At 60.5% G+C, this 19432-nt stretch carries 15 protein-coding genes; 10 read left to right on the top strand and 5 right to left on the bottom strand.

Features of this window, described 5'->3' with window-relative positions:
* Positions 1-3 precede the first annotated feature (3 nt).
* The 9 genes from GS620_RS11685 (at position 4) to GS620_RS11645 (ending at position 11214) form a co-directional block, all read left to right on the top strand.
* Positions 4-921 carry a D-alanine--D-alanine ligase gene (locus GS620_RS11685; RefSeq protein ID WP_171167228.1) on the top strand — a complete coding sequence of 306 codons (918 nt, stop codon included), beginning with the start codon at positions 4-6 and terminating at the stop codon, positions 919-921.
* Positions 909-1916 carry a cell division protein FtsQ/DivIB gene (locus GS620_RS11680; RefSeq protein WP_171615982.1) on the top strand — a complete coding sequence of 336 codons (1008 nt, stop codon included), beginning with the start codon at positions 909-911 and terminating at the stop codon, positions 1914-1916. Before GS620_RS11685 ends, GS620_RS11680 begins: the two co-directional genes overlap by 13 nt.
* Positions 1917-1924: 8 nt before the next feature.
* Positions 1925-3259, top strand: coding sequence for a cell division protein FtsA (gene ftsA, locus GS620_RS11675; protein ID WP_170344711.1), 1335 nt, complete (start codon positions 1925-1927; stop codon positions 3257-3259).
* The gene (locus GS620_RS11670; RefSeq protein ID WP_171615980.1) at positions 3246-3665 is read left to right on the top strand and encodes a hypothetical protein; all 420 of its coding nucleotides are present in this window, start codon (positions 3246-3248) and stop codon (positions 3663-3665) included. The genes ftsA and GS620_RS11670 overlap by 14 nt, the downstream gene beginning before the upstream one ends.
* 348 nt (positions 3666-4013) lie before the next feature.
* Positions 4014-5618 carry a cell division protein FtsZ gene (ftsZ, locus tag GS620_RS11665; RefSeq protein WP_171615978.1) on the top strand — a complete coding sequence of 535 codons (1605 nt, stop codon included), beginning with the start codon at positions 4014-4016 and terminating at the stop codon, positions 5616-5618.
* A gap of 213 nt (positions 5619-5831) precedes the next feature.
* Positions 5832-6752 carry a UDP-3-O-acyl-N-acetylglucosamine deacetylase gene (lpxC, locus tag GS620_RS11660; protein ID WP_171615976.1) on the top strand — a complete coding sequence of 307 codons (921 nt, stop codon included), beginning with the start codon at positions 5832-5834 and terminating at the stop codon, positions 6750-6752.
* 126 nt (positions 6753-6878) lie between these two features.
* Positions 6879-7742, top strand: coding sequence for an outer membrane protein assembly factor BamD (locus GS620_RS11655; RefSeq protein WP_171114936.1), 864 nt, complete (start codon positions 6879-6881; stop codon positions 7740-7742).
* A 36-nt stretch (positions 7743-7778) separates the two neighbouring features.
* On the top strand, positions 7779-9428 hold the full coding sequence (recN, locus tag GS620_RS11650; RefSeq protein WP_171615974.1) for a DNA repair protein RecN: 1650 nt from the start codon (positions 7779-7781) through the stop codon (positions 9426-9428).
* A 100-nt stretch (positions 9429-9528) separates the two neighbouring features.
* The gene (locus GS620_RS11645; RefSeq protein WP_171615972.1) at positions 9529-11214 is read left to right on the top strand and encodes a chloride channel protein; all 1686 of its coding nucleotides are present in this window, start codon (positions 9529-9531) and stop codon (positions 11212-11214) included.
* Positions 11215-11217: 3 nt separating this feature from the next.
* On the opposite strand, the gene GS620_RS11640 is transcribed toward GS620_RS11645, so the two are convergent.
* The 5 genes from GS620_RS11640 to cobS all read right to left on the bottom strand — a co-directional run bounded on the left by GS620_RS11640 (position 11218) and on the right by cobS (position 18010).
* Positions 11218-12585 (bottom strand): DUF3179 domain-containing protein, encoded by a 1368-nt coding sequence (locus GS620_RS11640; RefSeq protein WP_171615970.1) that lies wholly within the window; start codon positions 12583-12585, stop codon positions 11218-11220.
* Positions 12586-12678: 93 nt separating this feature from the next.
* The gene (locus tag GS620_RS11635; RefSeq protein ID WP_171205428.1) at positions 12679-13020 is read right to left on the bottom strand and encodes a DUF427 domain-containing protein; all 342 of its coding nucleotides are present in this window, start codon (positions 13018-13020) and stop codon (positions 12679-12681) included.
* A 63-nt stretch (positions 13021-13083) separates the two neighbouring features.
* Positions 13084-14874, bottom strand: coding sequence for an aminopeptidase P family protein (locus GS620_RS11630; RefSeq protein WP_171615968.1), 1791 nt, complete (start codon positions 14872-14874; stop codon positions 13084-13086).
* A 150-nt stretch (positions 14875-15024) separates the two neighbouring features.
* A complete protein-coding gene (gene cobT / locus GS620_RS11625) occupies positions 15025-16902 on the bottom strand; it encodes a cobaltochelatase subunit CobT (protein WP_171615966.1) in 1878 nt (625 codons plus the stop codon).
* 121 nt (positions 16903-17023) lie between these two features.
* Positions 17024-18010 (bottom strand): cobaltochelatase subunit CobS, encoded by a 987-nt coding sequence (cobS, locus tag GS620_RS11620; protein WP_152458642.1) that lies wholly within the window; start codon positions 18008-18010, stop codon positions 17024-17026.
* A 454-nt stretch (positions 18011-18464) separates the two neighbouring features.
* Here cobS and GS620_RS11615 point away from each other — a divergent pair, with 454 nt between their 5' ends.
* Positions 18465-19352 carry a Hint domain-containing protein gene (locus tag GS620_RS11615; protein WP_171615964.1) on the top strand — a complete coding sequence of 296 codons (888 nt, stop codon included), beginning with the start codon at positions 18465-18467 and terminating at the stop codon, positions 19350-19352.
* Positions 19353-19432: the final 80 nt, after the last annotated feature.

The following is a 19432-nucleotide window of genomic DNA, read 5'->3' as shown; positions in this document are numbered from 1 at the left end:
GGTATGTCGAGCAGGACAAACCCCAAAGTGGCGGTATTGATGGGTGGACCCTCGGCGGAACGCGAGGTGTCTCTCAGCTCTGGGCGCGAATGCGCGGCCGCCCTTGTGGGAGAAGGCTTTGAAGTGGTCGAACTGGACGCAGGTCCCGACCTCTGCGCGCGCCTTGTGGACATCAAACCGGATGTGGTTTTCAACGCCCTGCATGGCCGCTGGGGCGAAGATGGGTGTGTGCAGGGCCTGCTGGAATGGATGCGTATCCCTTACACCCATTCCGGTGTTCTGGCCTCGGCGCTGGCAATGGACAAGCAGCGCAGCAAAGAGATTTACCAAACCGAAGGGCTGCCCGTCGTACCGAGCGTGATCGTGCCCAAGGTCGAGGTGGTCGAAGTTCACGTGATGGAGCCACCCTATGTGGCCAAGCCGAACAATGAGGGCTCCAGCGTTGGGATTTACATCGTCCACGAAAATGCCAATGGTCCGCCGCAGCTGGACGAGGCGATGCCCGATCTGGTGATGGTCGAGAAATACGTGGCAGGCCGCGAGTTGACCGTGACCGTGATGGGCGACCGCGCCCTGACCGTGACCGAGATCATGACCGACGGCGGCTGGTACGATTACGACGCTAAGTACAAGCCCGGCGGCTCGTGGCATGTCCTGCCCGCCGACATCCCGCAGGACATTTTCGACCGCTGCATGGACTACGCCGTGCGGGCGCATAACGTGCTGGGGTGCAAGGGTGTGTCCCGCACGGATTACCGCTGGGATGACAGCAAGGGTGCCGATGGGTTGTTCCTGCTGGAAACCAATACCCAGCCCGGCATGACGCCAACCTCTCTGGTCCCGGAACAGGCCGCTCATCTTGGAATGACATTCGGCCAGCTCTGCGCCTGGATGGTGGAGGACGCCTCATGCGACCGCTGACCGCCAGCCGTTCACTGGAAATCCACCGCAGCAAACCACTTGCGGGGCCGGATGCCGATTTCTCCTCCGCCGACACGGACTCGCACGAGGCCGAACCGCTTTTGCGCCTGCGCGGTGCGCGTGTGTTTTCCCGCTCCGCAAGACGCAGTGACCCTGCGCCGTCCCGTCTCAGCTATCGGCTGCAACGTTGGATGCTGACGCCGGGCATTCGCCTTGGTGTCAAGGTTGGCCTGCCGATCTGCGCCATCGCTGCCGCGCTTGGCATCTTCTTTGCCTCGCAGGACCGTCGCGACGCACTTGCCGCTTATATCTCCGATGTGCGCACTTCAATTCAGGAGCGCCCCGAATTCATGGTCAACCTGATGGCCATCGACGGGGCCGGAACCGACCTGTCCGAAGACATCCGCGAAATCGTGCCGCTGGATTTCCCGATCAGTTCCTGGGATCTGGATGTGGAACAGATCCGCGACACGATCATCGGGCTGGACCCGGTGAAATCCGCAACCGTCAGAATCCGCCCCGGAGGCATCCTGCAGGTCGATGTCGTCGAGCGTCAGCCGGTGATCGTCTGGCGAACGCGCGAGGGGCTTGAACTGCTGGATGAGACAGGCGCGCATGTCAAGGAAGCCACCTCTCGCAAGGATCACGCCGATCTGCCGCTGATCGCAGGGACGGGCGCCGACGATCACGTCGGAGAAGCACTGGAGCTTCTGCTGACTTCGCGCAGCCTGGGCAATCGCGTGCGCGGCTTGGTGCGCGTGGGAGAGCGGCGCTGGGATCTGGTGCTGGACCGTGGTCAGCGCATCATGCTGCCGACCGAACGCCCGGTGCGTGCGCTGGAACGCGTGCTTGCCGTGAACGAGGTGCAGGACCTTCTGGAACGTGACGTGGCCGTGGTCGACATGCGCCTAGGGCAGCGTCCGACCATCCGAATGACCAAAGCCGCCAGCGAAGACTGGTGGAACACAAAAGTGACAGTGAGTAACGGGCAGTAACGACCATGATGACCGATCTTTATCAGTCCCAACGCGCCATGCGTCAGATGCGGCGACAGGCTTTGCAACGCGGTGTGATTGCGATTCTGGATGTGGGCAGCTCGAAAATCGCCTGTCTTGTGCTGCGCTTTGACGGAACAGGTCGGCTGAGCGAGGACAATACCATCGGTTCCATGGCGGGGCAGACGGGTTTTCGCGTCATCGGTGCCGCGACCACCCGGTCGCGGGGTGTCCAGTTCGGCGAAGTCACAGCCATGCAGGAAACCGAACGTGCCATCCGCACCGCGCTTCAGGCCGCACAGAAGATGGCCGACATCCGCGTCGACCATGTGATCGCCTGTTTCTCGGGCGCGAACCCGCGCTCTTACGGGCTGGATGCGCAAGTCGATCTGGACGGTCAGATCGTGACCGAGGCTGAAGTGGGCCGGGTTCTGAACGCTTGCGACGTGCCGGATTATGGTGACGGGCGCGAAGTGCTGCATGCTCAACCGGTGAATTTTGCGCTCGACAACCGGTCTGGCCTGATCGACCCGCGCGGGCAGATGGGCCAGAGCCTTGCGGTCGACATGCATATGCTGACCGTGGATTCGTCAGCGATCCAGAACATCGTGCGCTGTATCAAGCGCTGCGATCTTGAACTCGCGGGTATTGCCAACTCGGCCTATGTCTCGGGCATCTCGGCGCTGGTCGAAGACGAGCAGGAACTGGGCGCGGCCTGTATCGACATGGGCGGCGGCACCACAAGCGTGTCGATCTTCATGAAAAAGCACATGATCTATGCCGATTGCGTGCGCATGGGCGGCGATCACGTGACCGCCGATATCTCGATGGGCCTGGGTGTGCCTGCCGCCGTGGCGGAACGGATCAAGACATTCAATGGTGGCGTTCATGCCACCGGGGCCGACGACAGGGATATGATTGATATCGGTGGTGATACCGGCGACTGGGAACACGACCGCCGCACCGTCAGCCGCGCTGAACTGATCGGCATCATGCGCCCGCGTGTCGAGGAAATTCTTGAAGAGGTCCGCGTCCGGCTGGACGCCGCCGGGTTTGAACATATGCCAAGCCAGCAGATCGTGCTGACCGGCGGCGGCAGCCAGATCATGGGGCTGGACGGGTTGGCCACGCGCATCCTCGGTCAGCGCGTTCGCTTGGGCCGCCCCTTGCGCGTGCATGGCCTGCCGCAATCAGCCACCGGGCCCGGGTTCTCGTCCGCTGTCGGCCTCAGCCTGTTTGCGGCCCATCCTCAGGATGAATGGTGGGATTTTGAAATCCCGGTCGACACCTATGCCGCGCGCCCGTTCAAGCGCGCCGTACGGTGGTTCCGTGACAACTGGTAGTGTCCTGCGCGGGGGTTCTCTGTGCGCGGCGCTGCTGCCTGGCTGGGCCTCGGCCCAGACCATGATCACGCCCGAGGCGTTTCTGGACGCGGCGGTCGGCAAAACTCTGACATTCTACGAAATCCGCAGCGGTGGCCTGGTGGGAACCGAACAATTCCTGAACCGCCGCATGTCGGTCTGGCGCGAAGAGGGGCAGGGCTGTGTCTACGGGCAGATCACGACGCCAAACGGTCAGTTGTGTTTTCTGTACGACAATGACCCGGACGGCATTCCGGTCTGTTGGTGGCCGTTTTTGCATGAAGGTCGTTTGATGGTGCGGCTTGCCTCATTCGTCGATGGGGAAATACAGGAAGTGCGATCCATGACGGACCGCGGCCTGGACTGTCCAAATGCACCGCTCAGCTGAAGAAACCGGTTGCAGCGTTTCGATTTATCCCGCAAGATATCCACAAGGCCCGAAAGAGGCCTCGCGGCAGGACCTGAGCAGTTTTCCGCAATGTATATGGCAGTCGATCAGAGCGCGATGAACGAATGTGTCCTCGCGTTCATGCCGGTTGTCTAGTGATGGTCGCCGTTGTTTCCGCTATATCTGGCATGGCCTGCGAAATGCCGCCGGTTTCTGCCTTATTTCCTCCATATTTTGTGGGAAAACGCGATTTTTGACGTGACCTTTTGGCATCAGGCCGTTAGAATCGTACAAGGATAGGTAAGAAAAACACCGCTTTGGCGGGACATAAATACAGGCGGACAGAGCATGACATTGAATCTTTCGATGCCCGGGCACGACGAACTGAAGCCTCGGATTACAGTATTTGGCGTTGGCGGCGCAGGCGGGAACGCCGTCAACAACATGATTGAAAAACAGTTGGACGGTGTTGATTTCGTGGTCGCCAACACCGACGCACAGGCACTGCAACAAAGCCAGTCCTCGGCGCGGGTGCAGCTGGGCGTGAAAGTCACCGAAGGTCTGGGGGCAGGGGCCCGCCCGACCGTAGGCGCAGCCGCCGCCGAGGAAAGCATCGAACAGATCGTGGACCACCTTGCCGGCGCTCATATGTGCTTCATCACCGCCGGTATGGGCGGCGGTACCGGAACGGGGGCTGCTCCGATCATCGCGCAAGCCGCGCGTGAGCTGGGTGTACTGACCGTCGGTGTCGTCACCAAGCCCTTCCAGTTCGAAGGTGCCAAGCGGATGCGCCAAGCCGAAGATGGGGTTGAGGCGCTGCAGCAGGTTGTCGACACGCTGATCATCATCCCCAACCAGAACCTGTTCCGCCTGGCCAATGAAAAGACCACCTTTACCGAGGCGTTCTCGATGGCTGACGACGTTCTGTATCAGGGCGTCAAAGGCGTGACCGACCTGATGGTGCGCCCCGGCCTGATCAATCTCGACTTTGCCGACGTTCGCGCCGTGATGGACGAGATGGGCAAGGCAATGATGGGCACCGGCGAGGCAACAGGCGAAGATCGCGCCATCCAGGCGGCGGAAAAGGCTATTGCAAACCCGCTGTTGGACGAAATCAGCCTCAAGGGCGCCAAGGGCGTGCTAATCAACATCACCGGGTCGCACGACCTGACTCTGTTCGAGCTGGACGAAGCCGCCAACCGCATCCGCGAGGAAGTGGACCCCGAGGCCAATATCATCGTCGGCTCGACGCTGGATACCGCTATGGAAGGCGGAATGCGCGTGTCGGTTGTTGCGACCGGCATCGACGCCAGCGAAAAAACGACCGAAGTCCCGGTGGCGCGCCGTTCGATGTCCGAACCGCTGACCCGCACGGTTTCGGCTGAAGAGCATATTCAGGAAGAAGCCAGGGTGGTTGCCGACGCAGTAGAGCCTGCCCCGCAGCCGGAAGAAAACCGCGAACCTTCGCTGTTCGAAGCCGCTGAAGAACCGGCGCAGCCGCAATTCCAGCCGCGCGACGAGCGTGACGAGGATGGCCTGCCGCCGCCCGCGTATCAGCCGCGTGTGGCCGAATTCGAGCCGCAGCCCGAGCATGTTGAGCCCGCGCCCGAGGCATTTGTGGCACCGCGTGGACATGCTGCTGGCACCCCGTCGCCCGAAGCATTGCAGCGTTTGCAGGCCGCTGTGCAGAAGGTTCCGTCGGCGCCACAGCGACCGGCAGCGCCTCGCCAACCCGAAGCGGTTTCGCAACCGGAACCCGAGGAGCGGTCGCGTTTTGGCTTCAATCGTCTGATCGATCGGATGACCGGCCATGCCTCGGATACTCCGGCCCAACCGCCGCGGCAGCAGCCCGTTTTGCGACAGTCCGAGGCGACCGCGCCGCTTCAGGAAGAGGCCGATCCGGATCAGGACCGTATCGAAATTCCGGCCTTCCTGCGCCGTCAAGCCAACTGATCGCGGTAACAAAATCCACTCAAAGGGCTGCCATTTGGCGGCCCTTAATTGTTTATTAACAGTAACTTGCAACTATGTGAGCAGGGTTTTGCCGATCTGTTACATACATGTTTCAATCGGTTGCAAAGAGTGAGTTGAGCCTTGACGCGGGCTTCCTTAACTCAGTGTCCAACACGGCCCAAGCAGGCTGGACACTACTCACCGAGGCCCATTTTGCAACATACGCTCAAATCTCCGGTCACGTTTAAAGGCGTCGGGCTGCACAGCGGCAAGCCGGCGACCATGGTCCTGAAACCGGCGGCGGCTGGTCATGGCATCTGGTTCAAGCGGACGGATATTCAACTGGGCGACGCGATGATCCCGGCGATCTACTATGCGGTTGAACGGACCCCGCTTTGTACGCGTCTGGTGAATGATGCCGGTGTTTCGGTTTCCACCGTCGAACATATCATGGCTGCATTGGCCGGATGTGGCGTGCACAACGCGCTTGTCGAGATCGACGGCCCCGAAGTTCCGATCATGGACGGCTCCTCGATTGACTTCGTGCGTGGCATCATGGCCCGGGGCGTGCGCCGTCAGGCCAGCCCGGTATTGGCCTATGAGGTACTGAAAACCGTCACCGCATCCCGCGAAGGGGCCAGCGCCAGCATTGCGCCCGCTGACGGGCTGATCATCGACTTCCATATCGATTTCGAAGACGGTGCCATCGGCAGCCAGAGCAAAATGCTGGACATGCGCAACGGTTCCTTCGCTCGTGAACTCAGCGATTGTCGAACGTTCTGCCGTCGCACGGATGTCGAGGCGATGCGCGAAAACGGGTTGGCTTTGGGCGGCACGCTTGAAAATGCCGTGGTCGTTCAGGGCGTCGAAGTTCTGACACCGGGCGGTTTCCGCCGGGTCGACGAGGCGGTGCGCCACAAGATGCTGGATGCTCTGGGTGATCTCTATCTGGCTGGTGGGCCGATTTTGGGTCACTTCACCGGAAACAAGTCGGGTCATTCGCTGACCAACACATTGCTGCGCAACCTGTTCGAAACGCCAGGCGCCGTGCGCCCGGTGCTGTGCACACCGGAACAGGCCGCGCGCCTGCCGGGGCAGGGGCTTGTTGTCAACGAAATCCCCGAAGTGGCCTGATCAGATCAACTCTGACGACATTTGCGCCAGAAGTCGCATAAGGCGTTTTGCACCGGAATTTTCTGTGCTAGACCATGGCTCAAATCGGGGCAAACCCCATTAAGCAAGACGACAAGGATGGGCGGTATGGTTGGCAGCAAAGCGGCAGTCAGATTCGCGGGTGCGATTCTTCTGGCAGCAGTTTTGACGGCATGCGGCAACGCCGGCGGCCTTTTTGGCAACAAGGGCGCGGACCGTGAACAGAACCTGGAAGGGTTCACGCCGGAACAGATCTATACCCGAGGTGAATACGAACTGTCGCAGAATCGCTCGGACGACGCGGCGTGGTATTTCTCGGAAGTAGAACGTTTGTATCCGTATTCGGACTGGGCCAAGCGCGCGCTGATCATGCAGGCGTTTTCGTTCCATTCGGACCAGAATTACGAAGAAAGCCGCGCGGCGGCGCAGCGTTATATCGATTTCTATCCGACGGATGAAGATGCTGCTTATGCGCAGTATCTGCTGGCGCTCAGCTATTATGATCAGATCGACGAAGTCGGGCGTGACCAGGGCCTGACCTTCCAGGCGCTGCAATCTCTGCGGACCGTGATCGAGGTCTATCCGGACAGCGAATACGCCACATCGGCGGTTCTGAAGTTCGATCTGGCCTTCGACCATCTGGCGGGCAAGGAAATGGAGATCGGGCGCTACTACCTGCGTCAGGATCACTATATCGCGGCGATCAACCGGTTCCGAGTTGTGGTCGAAGACTTTCAGACCACATCCCACACCGCCGAAGCACTGTATCGTCTGGTCGAGGCCTATCTGTCGCTTGGCCTGCTGGACGAAGCGCAGACCGCAGGTGCCATTCTTGGCTACAACTACCAGTCCTCGGAATGGTATGACGATGCGTACAAACTGTTGACCTCTCGCGGGCTTGATCTCAAGAGCCGCGGTAACAACTGGCTCAGCACGATTTATCGTCAGACCATCAAAGGTGAATGGTTGTAATCGCGATGGCCTTTGGTCCGGGACGCTGAAGACCACATGCTGCGCGCCCTTGATATCCGCGATATGCTGATCATCGACCGGCTGGAATTGAGCTTTCAGCCGGGCTTGAACGCCTTGACCGGCGAAACCGGTGCGGGCAAATCGATTTTATTGGACTCACTGGGCTTCGTGCTTGGCTGGCGCGGTCGGGCCGAACTGGTGCGGCAGGGTGCCGCGCAGGGTGAGGTCGTCGCCGAGTTCGAGCTTTCTTCCGATCATCCCGCACATGCGGTTTTGGCCGAAGCCGGTTTGCCGGGGGGGCAAGAACTGATCCTGCGCCGGGTAAACACTGCCGAGGGGCGCAAGACCGCCTGGGTCAACGATCGCCGGTGCTCGGGCGAAGTTCTGCGGGCGCTGTCCGAGACCCTGATCGAACTGCACGGACAGCATGATGACCGCGGTTTGCTGAACCCGCGTGGTCATCGGGCGATGCTGGACGAATTTGCACAGGTCTCGGAGCAGCTGTCAAACTTGCGAACCGCCTGGGCCGCGATGTCCCGTACCCGCAAGGCGCTGGCCGAGACCGAGGCCGCTCTGGCTGCCGTCCGCAGCGAGGAAGAATTCCTGCGTCACGCGGTCGCCGAGCTTGACCAGCTTGACCCGCAACCCGGTGAGGATGCCGAACTGGATGCCCGCCGCCGCATGATGCAAGGGGCCGAGCGGATTCGCGACGATGTTGCGCGTGCCTTTGCCCTGTTGTCCGGGGACGGGGCGGAAGGGGCCATGTCCGACGCCATCCGCTGGCTGGAAGGCGTCTCGGACAATGCGGGCGGCCAGTTGGAAGAACCGATAGCAGCGCTCGGGCGCGCGATGATCGAGTTGGGCGAGGCGCAGGATGGCGTGAATGCCTGCCTTCAAGCGCTGGACTTCAACCCGGCAGAATTGGAACAGGCCGAGGAACGCCTGTTTGCCATCCGTGCGCAGGCCCGCAAACATGACGTGGCCCCGGATGATTTGGGTTCGTTTGCCGACACTCTGCGTGACCGGTTGAACCGGTTGGAGGCAGGGGATGCCGACCTGGCAGACAGGCGAGCTGCCGTAGAAGCGGCGCAACAGGCCTATGACGCCGCCGCAGCCGACCTCAGCGCCGCGCGCAAGGCCGCCGCTGGGCGGCTTGACGCGGCCGTCATGGCGGAACTGGCCCCGCTCAAGATGGAACGTGCCGTGTTCCAGACCGAGATCACCCCGGCTGAAGCCGGCCCCGAAGGCACCGACGCGGTGGCCTTCACCGTGGCCACCAACCCCGGTGCACCGGCGGGGCCGCTGAACAAGATCGCCTCGGGGGGTGAGCTCAGCCGCTTCCTGCTGGCCCTCAAGGTCTGTCTGTCTGGCGACGACAGTGCCCGGACGATGATCTTTGACGAAATCGATCGTGGTGTCGGTGGGGCAACAGCCGATGCCGTCGGGCGCAGGCTGGCGTCGCTGGCGCAGGGCGGGCAGGTTCTGGTTGTCACCCATTCCCCTCAAGTCGCCGCACGGGCGGCGCATCACTGGCGGGTGCAGAAACAGGTCACCAACGGACAAACCCTGTCCACCGTCATTCCTTTGGCCGAACCGGATCGGGTGGACGAGATCGCGCGCATGGTGGCCGGCGATACAATCACCGAAGAAGCCCGTGCCGCCGCACGGGCTCTGTTGCAGGCATGACGCGGCGATGGCGTGAATTGGTGCTCACACTGTCGCTATCTCACTTTTATATGGGCGCTCCGTGGCTTACTAAGGATTAAGTGATGATCCCCGAGGGCCAATGACCCAATCGACCCGCACCGTTCTGCGCAACCAGTTCAATCAGGCTCTGGCCGCGATCAAGGATGCGTGGCAGGTCATGCTGCGCCGGGGGCCAAGCCAGATCCAGTTCTGGTTCATTGCGCTGGCCATCGGGATCGCGGCCGGTTTCATGGCGCTTGGCTTCCGCAAGGCCATCCGCGCGCTGCAAGCCTATCTTTACGATACCGATGACATCCTGCTGCTGCACAGCCACGCCGAGAAACTGCCATGGTTCATGGTTCTGATCATTCCCTTCTTCGGTGGCCTGGTCGTCGGCATCATCCTGAACCGGTTCACCAATGACGGCCGCGTCCGGTCGGTTGCCGACGTGATCGAAGGTTCGGCCATCACCGACGGGCGGGTCGAGGTCAAGGCGGGCATCGCGTCGTTCTTCGCCTCGCTGATCACGCTCAGTTCGGGCGGGTCAACAGGCCGCGAGGGTCCGGTGGTGCATATGGCCGGAGTGATTTCCACATGGGTCAGCAACCGCATACACGCGGATGGGATCACGGGACGTGACCTGTTGGGATGTGCCGTCGCTGCGGCCGTGTCGGCCAGCTTCAACGCCCCCATCGCGGGGGCCTTGTTCGCGCTCGAGGTCGTGCTGCGCCATTTCGCCGTTCACGCATTTGCTCCGATCGTCATCGCCTCGGTCGCGGGAACGGTGATCAACCGGCTGGAATATGGCGACGTTACCGAGTTCACGCTGGAGACGCCGGGATCGCTGCAATTCTATGTCGAGCTTCCGGCCTTCCTGATCCTGGGCCTGATCTGCGGACTTGTCGCGCTGCTGCTGATGCGGTCGATTTTCTTTGCCGAGGATATTGGCAGCCATATCCAGAACCGCCTGTCGATTCCGGCCTGGCTGCGCCCTGCGGTGTCCGGGGCGATGCTGGGGCTGATGGCGATCTGGTTTCCGCATATCATCGGCGTGGGGTACGAGACGACAATTCGCGCCCTGACCGGTGATCTGGTGCTGACCACGGCCATCCTGTTTGCGGTGATCAAAACGGTTGCGGTGGCGATTACCATGGGCGGGCGCATGGGCGGTGGAGTGTTCTCTCCGTCTCTGATGGTCGGGGCGTTGACCGGGCTGGCCTTCGGTCTGATCGCCACCGGGTTGCTGCCGGATGTGTCGGGCACGCATACGCTTTATGCCTTTGCCGGAATGGGCGCCGTGGCTGCGGCGGTGCTGGGTGCGCCCATCTCGACCACTTTGATCGTTTTTGAACTGACCGGCGATTGGCAGATCGGCCTTGCCGTGATGGTCAGCGTGTCCATGTCCACGGCCTTGGCCTCGAGACTTGTGGACCGGTCTTTCTTCCTGACGCAGCTGGAACGGCGTGATGTCCACCTGGCCGCGGGGCCGCAGGCTTATCTGCTGGCAATGCTTCGCGCCGGGGCCGTGATGCGCCCGCTTGGGGATCCGCGGTCGATCACGAAGGAAGAGGCACAGGGGCTGATCGACCAGGGCCTGTGCATTCAGGCCAGCGCCACGCTGGAAGCCGCCATGCCCTACTTTGATCGTGACGACATCCCCTGCATTCCGGTTATCATTCTGGAAAAAGACGGATCCGAAACACCGGTTGGCGCGCTCTATCACGTCGATGCGCTCAAGGCGTATAACAGGGCGCTTGCGGCCACGGCTGCCGAAGAGCATTCCTGAGTTTCACTCACCATACACGCTGGCTGCGTCGCCCAGATAATTGTCCCACGCAAACCAATAGGAAACATGACCGGCGACTCGTGGCAAACGCGTTCCATCCGGCCCGATCAAAGCCTCTTCCGTGACGGTCCAACCGTTCCCCGCGCTATCCTGCAACCCGCCTTGCGTCGCCCGGAACGCATGCGTTTTTCGCTCATAGGCCCGCACGCTGCGCTCTTTGGGATCGCCAATCAGAACCAGAGGTGTCCGACCGATTGCATCGTTGATCACCGGTTTGCCCTTGAACGCATCCAGAGGCCAGGCGCGGGCTTCACCAAACTGGCGCACGGCAAAGATGTAATCCTTCTGCCGATGCCGGGACTGATCCACAACCGCCGGGAACATCAGCTCGCTCGAGGCGAAATAGTCGCGATAAACCACCCCTGATCCGTAATTGCGCCGATGCCCGGTGTTCAGCGACAGAACACGGGTTTTGGGATGCGAGGTCCTCCAGCTGTCCCATGTCGTGATCACCACAGGGCGCTGTTTCAACGTGATGCCGCTGTTCGCCAAAGGCCCCACAACAGGCCTGCCGGTATACTGGTTCCACAGCGAATGCGTCTCTCGGTCAAACATCAGCTTGTTCGAACGATAGAGGAAACCTGACGACCCGAAAATGAACGGCTTTCGCCGCCCCGCCACCTGGGTTTCAAACAGGATGCCCGACCCGCAAAGCGTGCAATAGGCCAGCGCCACGGGCACGCCACCGATCACCTCGTTGAACATCTCGTGCCAGCCCATGATCCGCAGGGGATAGGCGCGTTCATCCCCGTTGATGGCCACGCCGAATACCAGATCATCGCCCTTCAGATACCCCGCATTCGAAGCAGAGATCAGGGTGGGATTGTCCAGAGACGGAATGCCATCCTTGTACACACCGCCCCAGGCGATCTCTTCCAGGCGGATCTTCATCTTGTCGCGTTGCAGATATTCGGGCCGCAGGAACAGATCGAAGTTCGGGTCGATCCCCAGAAGAACCTCGCGCTTGAACGGGATCAACGACGGATGAGGGACAATCTGCGGGTTTCGTTCTTGCCACAGCATCCACTCGAACCAGTCATTGCCGTGCCGTTGCCCGGTCAAGGCCTCCATCACCTCGACAATCTCATCCCGTCGCCTGTCGGCATAACGCATCGCAGTCAGCAACCCGGCCACGACATCCGGCTGGCCACGGTCCTTCAGATACGCCATCTGCGCCTCAAACGCGGTCCGACGCCCGCTCAGCGTGCTGCGCAACGCGTCCAGAACCGGATCCTGCTGCGCCCACAGCACACCGGGTGCCATTGCACCAGCCCCGATCATCCCAGCAAAACCGCGACGTGACATCGACATGGAAGCCTCCGGTGTTACCCCGGAGCAAGTGTGCCGCAAATGCCGTTCACGTGCATGCCACAGCTGCGTGAGGTGGGCGCGGGGGGGCTGGCGTTAGATCTGCTCCACCTTTACCGATTCAGCCGGGTAGAATGCCAGATGGTCCTTGATCTCGGCCACTGCCTGAATCGGATCCTCATAGCTCCAGACCGCGTTGTCTGTCACGGATGACTTGTTGACGATGGAAAAATGCGTCGCGTCGCCCTTGCCGGGGCAGTGGGTCACCTTGTCGGTCCGATCCAGAAACGCCATCGCAACATCGTTGCGCGGGAAATAGATCACCGGATCCTTGTCGCCTTCAAGCAGTTCCAGCGCGTTGTTCGTTTCGCCCAGGATCGCACCGCCCGAGCGGACAGTCCATTTGCCCGGCGCTTTCCGGATCGTGATCTCAGCCATTCCTCTTCCTTCCGTCGTCGTATCAGGGCCACCCCTCTGCCTGTTTTATGTAACAGACCAGTGTCAGATTGGGGCAGTTGCGGCATCCAACCACAGTTGTGCGTCATGTCCCAGCCTTGGGCGGATTTTTTCCGCAACGTCGCGGTGATAGGCATTCAGCCAGTCGCGTTCGTCGGTCGTCAACATATCGACCATGATCAGTCTGCGGTCAATTGGTACATAGGTCAGCGTGCGCCAGTTCAGCATCGCGCGTTCGGCATCGCCATCGGGAAGCAGAGGAGCGTCTTCCACCACCACAAGGTTTTCGATGCGGATGCCAAAGGCGCCTTCCCGGTAATACCCGGGTTCGTTTGACAGGATCATGCCGGGTTGCAGCGGTACATGGCTGACTTTGGACAGCCGCTGCGGCCCTTCATGCACGCTCAGATAGGCGCCGACCCCATGTCCGACCCCATGGTTGAAATCCTGTCCCGCAGACCACAGCGGCACGCGGGCCACACATTCGATATCCCGCCCGGCAAGGCCCGCAGGCCAGCGCAGCATCGACATGGCAATCATGCCCTTCAGCACCCGGGTGAAGCAGGTTTTTTCCTCGGTTCCGACGTCACCGATGGCGATGGTTCGGGTGATGTCGGTGGTGCCGTCCAGATACTGCCCGCCACTGTCCAGCACCAGAATGTGGCCGTTTTCCAAGCGGCTGTCGGTCTCTTCGGTCACGCGGTAATGCATGATCGCGCCGTTCGGACCCGTGCCTGCAATGGTATCGAACGAGACGTCCTGAAGCGCATTGTCCTTGCGCCGGTTTTCTTCCAGCCGGGTGACAACCTGTGTTTCGGTCACGCTGCCCGGGGCCTGTTGGTCCAGCCAGCACAACGTCTCGATGACCGCCACCGCATCGCGCAAATGCGCCTCGGCGCTGCCCGCGATTTCAGCCGCATTCTTGCAGGCTTTGGGCAGGGCGCAGGGATCGCCGCCATCCGTCATAGCGTCGCCCAGCGCATCGGCCACGATCTGAGGTACCGAAGCGGCATCCACTTGCACCGGACCGGCCAGAGCCGCAACCGCATCCAGAAAATCGCCCACAGCGCGCAAGGTCACCTGAGAGCCCAGATGATCCCGTACCCCGGCCAGTTTTTCTGCCGCCATGAACAGATCGACCTGACCTCCTGCATGAAGAATGGCAAAGCCGTGGGCCACCGGGTTATAGGCGATATCCGACCCACGGATATTCAACAGCCACATGATGGAATCCGGCAGGGTGATCACCGCTGCCTTGTGCCCGGCCTGCCGAAGGTCTACGGCCAGACGGGCGATCTTGCTGTCCGCACCTTCCCCTGCAAATTCGATCGGATGCGCCTTGACCGGGTTCATCGGCGGTGCCGGTTGATCGGCCCAGATCCGGTCCACAAGGTTTTCGCATTTCACCAGTTCGATGTCCGATCCTTCCAGATCACTCAATGTGCCGGAAATCTGCCCCGCCGCATGCAGCCACGGGTCAAATCCGATCTTGCCGCCGTTGGGCAATTGCTGTTTCAGCCAGGCGCTCAGGCTTACCTCGGGCCAGGGGACCGGGGTGAAATCTGCGGCAACTTGTGCCTTGACCTGGGTGCGATACCGCCCGTCGATGAAAACTCCGGCCACGTCGCGCAGGGCGGCGCAAAACCCGGCCGAGCCCGTGAACCCGGTCAGCCAGGCCAGACGTTCATCGCGCGCTGCGACATACTCTCCCTGATGCGCATCCGCCCGCGGGATCAGAAACCCGTCCAGCCCTTCTTGCACCATCTGTTCGCGCAAGGCGGCCAGCCGCGGTGGCCCCTGTTCCGGGCGGGCGGTCACTTCGAAGGATTGGAACATGGGCGGCCTCATTCACAGCATTTGAGCGTGACCCTGAGGCGCATTTCAAAAAATGTCCAGACGGGAACACCCCGCCTGAACAAGCCGATGATCAGCAACGAAAAACACGTCGCCCTCGGGGAAATGCGCCCGCCGGGCAGAAGATCAGCCTCAGCCGGCCTTTCTCATCCCCATGACCCGCGCCCGCGCCCGCGGGTCACTGTCAAACAGAGCCGCCAGTTGTTCGGTCATCGCGCCGGCCAGTTGCTCTACATCGGTAATCGTCACCGCCCGGTCATAATACCGGGTCACGTCATGGCCGATCCCGATGGCCAAAAGTTCGACCATCTTGCGTTTTTCGACCATCGCGATCACGTCGCGCAGGTGTTTTTCCAGATAGTTGGCCGGGTTCACGCTCAGCGTCGAATCATCGACCGGCGCACCGTCCGAGATCACCATCAGGATCTTGCGTTGTTCGCGCCGTGCCAGCATCCGGCGATGAGCCCATTCCAGTGCTTCACCGTCGATGTTTTCTTTCAGCAGGCCCTCTTTCATCATCAGACCCAGATTGGGCCGCGCACGACGCCAAGGGGCGTCCGCGCCCTTGTAGATGATGTGGCGCAGGTCGTTCAAACGGCCCGGCTGTTGCGGGCGTCCATCATTCAGCCACGCCTCGCGCGCCTGACCGCCTTTCCACGCCCGCGTGGTAAAGCCCAGAATTTCGACCTTTACATTGCACCGCTCCAGCGTCCGCGCCAGAACATCGGCACAGATGGCGGCGATCGAAATCGGACGTCCGCGCATCGACCCCGAATTGTCCAGCAGCAGCGTCACCACCGTGTCGCGGAACTCGGTGTCTTTCTCGACCTTGAAACTCAGCGGAGTGGTGGGGTTCGCGACCACACGTGCCAATCGACCCGCGTCCAGAATGCCTTCCTCGCGGTCGAACTCCCAGCTGCGGTTCTGCTGCGCCTGTAATCGGCGTTGCAGCTTGTTGGCCAGACGCGACACCGCGCCTTTCAAGGGCTCCAGCTGCTGATCCAGATAGGCCCGCAGACGTTCCAGTTCGGCCGGTTCGGCCAGGTCCTCGGCGGCGATCTCTTCGTCATGAGTGTCCAGATAGACCTTGTAATCCGGGTCCGCTTCAGATGCCGGCGGTGGGGCAGGCGGCTCCAGAGGCGCCTCGCCATCCGGCATCTCAGCCTCGTCACCCATCTCGTCTTCGGCCATTTCGTCCATCGAGACCTGGGCCTGAGACTGATCCTGCTGCTCTTCCTGCGTCTGCTCAGGGGTCGCGTCGGCGTCCTGTTCGTCCTGATCATCCTGACCGGTGCTGTCCGGATCGGGCTGTTCCTCGGCGTCGTCCTCGGCCTGGTCTTCCTGCTCGTCGTCCAGCTCATCGGGGTCATCCCCAAGCTGGTCGCCATATCCCAGATCCTTGATCACCTGACGGGCGAATTTGGCAAACTCCGCCTGATCCGAGAGAATCTCGTCCAGATTCTCCAACGTCCCGCCCGCTTGCTCTTCGATGAATCCACGCCACAGGTTCATTATGTTTTCGGCAGCAGGCGGAAGATCACGCCCGGTGGCCAGATGCCGGATCAGGTAGCCTGCCGCAACCGAAAGAGGTGCATCGGCGGGTTGCTTGCACTGATCATACCCACGCCGGATTGCTTCATGCCCGATCTTGACGTCAATATTGCTGGCGGTGCCCGGCATGTCCCGCGCGCCCATCGCCTCGCAGCGGGCGGTCTCCATCGCCTCGTACAGATCCCGCGCCATATCGCCCGGGGGCGCATAGCGCGCATGGGTCGCGTCGTCATGATACTTGCGATGCAATGCCAAGGCGTCCGCCGTGCCACGCGCCAACAGCACCTCTTCACGCGTCATCCGACGCGAGACCTGAGGCAGCCGCATCGACTCGCCCGTCATGCCCGAAGGGTCCACTGTATAGGTCACCGACAGTTCGGGATCATCGGCCATGACCTTGGTGGCCTCGGCCAAGGCCTTCTTGAACGGATCGGCGGGGTTGTCGTTCTTCTGTGCCATGTCCTTAAGCCCTCATAGTACTGGCCTGCCCGGCGTCGAAAACAGTAACGGATCCGTCTTCATCTGGCCAAAAGTATCCCCGCCGGAGGCATTGCGCCCGCTCCGGGCGCAATTCGGGTGCTTACCCCAAGCTCGCACTCGCGGCGCTTTCAGGCAACTCCTCATCGAAGCAGCGCTGATAGAACTCGGCCACGGTCTGGCGCTCCAGCTCATCGCATTTGTTCAGGAAGGACAGGCGGAACGCATAGCCCACGTTGCGGAAAATCTCGGCGTTCTGGGCCCAGTTGATCACGGTCCGCGGGCTCATGACGGTGGACAGATCGCCATTCATGAAGGCGGTTCGGGTCAGGTCGGCGACCGTGACCATCTGGCTGACGGTCTTGCGGCCCTCGGCGGTGTTGTAATGCGGCGCCTTCGACAGAACGATCATCGTCTCGGCGTCGTGGCTCAGATAGTTCAGGGTCGACACCAGCGACCAGCGGTCCATCTGCGCCTGGTTGATCTGCTGCGTGCCGTGATACAGGCCCGTGGTATCGCCCAGACCGACCGTGTTGGCGGTGGCAAACAGGCGGAAATTCGGATTCGGGGTAATGATCTCGTTCTGATCCAGCAGGGTCAGCTTGCCGTCATGCTCCAACACACGTTGGATCACGAACATCACGTCTGCGCGGCCCGCATCATATTCGTCGAATACGATGGCAACCGGGTTGCGCAACGCCCAGGGCAGGATGCCTTCGTGGAACTCGGTCACCTGCTTGCCGTCGCGCAGTTTGATCGCGTCCTTGCCGATCAGGTCGATCCGGCTGATATGGCTGTCGAGGTTCACACGCACGGCGGGCCAGTTCAGACGGGCAGCGACCTGTTCAATATGTGTCGATTTACCCGTACCGTGATAGCCTTGGATCATCACACGACGGTTATGGGAAAAGCCCGCCAGAATCGCCAGCGTGGTTTCCGGATCAAACTTGTAGGTATGATCGATCACCGGCACTCGGTCGCTGCGCTCGGCGAAACCCTTGACCGCCATGTCGCTGTCAATGCCGAACACGTCACGGACCGAGATATCCTCGGTAGGTTTTGCGTTGATATCGATCGATCCGTCAGCCATGCGCCTAGTCCTTATCCTTTGGCCCGTTCACCGGGTATGAACCCGTGTGTGGTGCAACATATTGCGGGCAAGGGCAAGGGAAAGCGAAAGACGCCCAAAGGTGCGCATGTTTTTCTTGCAAACTGGCCCTATCGTTGCGCATGGGGTGTCATTCCAGAATGATGACCCACACTACGATTTGGCACCTCGCGTTAACAAGCTTTGAGGCCGATTGCGCATAACCCAGAAGTCCTCGGTGAAAGGTTGGCAACAACCTTCGCGCCTCGTTCAAATGCAAACATTAACATACTATCATTGAAATGCTTCTTCGGCGCGTTAACATGACTTTTAAATGTGGTTTTTGGCGTTCTTTGTGAGTTTGTGAGGTCTGTGGTGTTCTGTTCAGTCAACACACAGAGGGAGCTTGTTCGTTGCGAGTTTCCTTTTGGTCCAACCTGCTTAGCGGACACAACGTATGTCGTTTGATGTCTTACTTCATTCGGTCAACACAAGCGGGCAAGGCGACTTGATCGTCCAAAACAAGACCGATCCAGCCACTGTCTCGGGTCAAACGATTTCGATCAACGGTGGTCCGTTCGTACCCTACACGTACCTCGGACAAGGTAACTACAGAGGTACCGGCGAATCTGGTGAGTTTATTCAGGTTGGGACCGAAATCTATGCCTGGGACACCAACAACCCCACCGGGCCAATGACAACCGGAAACTGGCAAATCACAACCGGAGATCTTGATCCAAACAATCCGCCCTGTTTTGTTGCTGGAACCCTGATCGAGACCGAGGCCGGTCCACGCCCGGTCGAGAACCTGATGATCGGTGACAGAGTTTGCGTGTCAGGTGGGAAAACGCTGCCGATTTTGTGGATCGGGAAAAAAGTGCTGAGTGCACAAACACTGGCTTTGCAACCAAAATTTAGACCCGTTCGCATTCGGCGCGACGCGATTTGCAAGGGTCAACCCAACCAGGATGTTTTTGTGTCCCCGGAACATCGGATCATGCTGGAAGGCTGGCGCGCCGAGTTGTTGTTCGGACAAGATCGGGTCTTTGTTGCGGCAATCCACTTGGTGAATGACGGAACAATTCAGCAGGTGCACACAGGTGAAGACATCACATATTACCACATTGCCTGCTCTCGACACGCAGTACTGCACTCGCAGGGGTTACGCAGTGAAAGTCTTTTTCTGGGCGACACAGCGCTGAAGTCTTTCTGTCGTGAAGACGTCGAAGAACTGCTCGCACTGTTCCCCGAATTGCGTGACGGCACTGCAGAGTCGCAACAAACTCGCTTAAGTTGTTTGAAGCGCCGGGAAGCAATTGCATTGCGAAGCTCATACCCGGACTAAAGCGCGAATAGTTGTAATCCGAACCGCCCCTGGTTTGATCCCTGGCCTCAACAAACCCCTTCAAATGTGTTCTCTCGGAT

It is taken from the genome of Ruegeria sp. HKCCD6428 (assembly GCF_013110595.1).
Classification (GTDB): domain Bacteria; phylum Pseudomonadota; class Alphaproteobacteria; order Rhodobacterales; family Rhodobacteraceae; genus Ruegeria.
The sequence above is the reverse complement of the archived record's forward strand: the minus strand, read 5'-3'. Positions and strand labels throughout refer to the sequence as shown.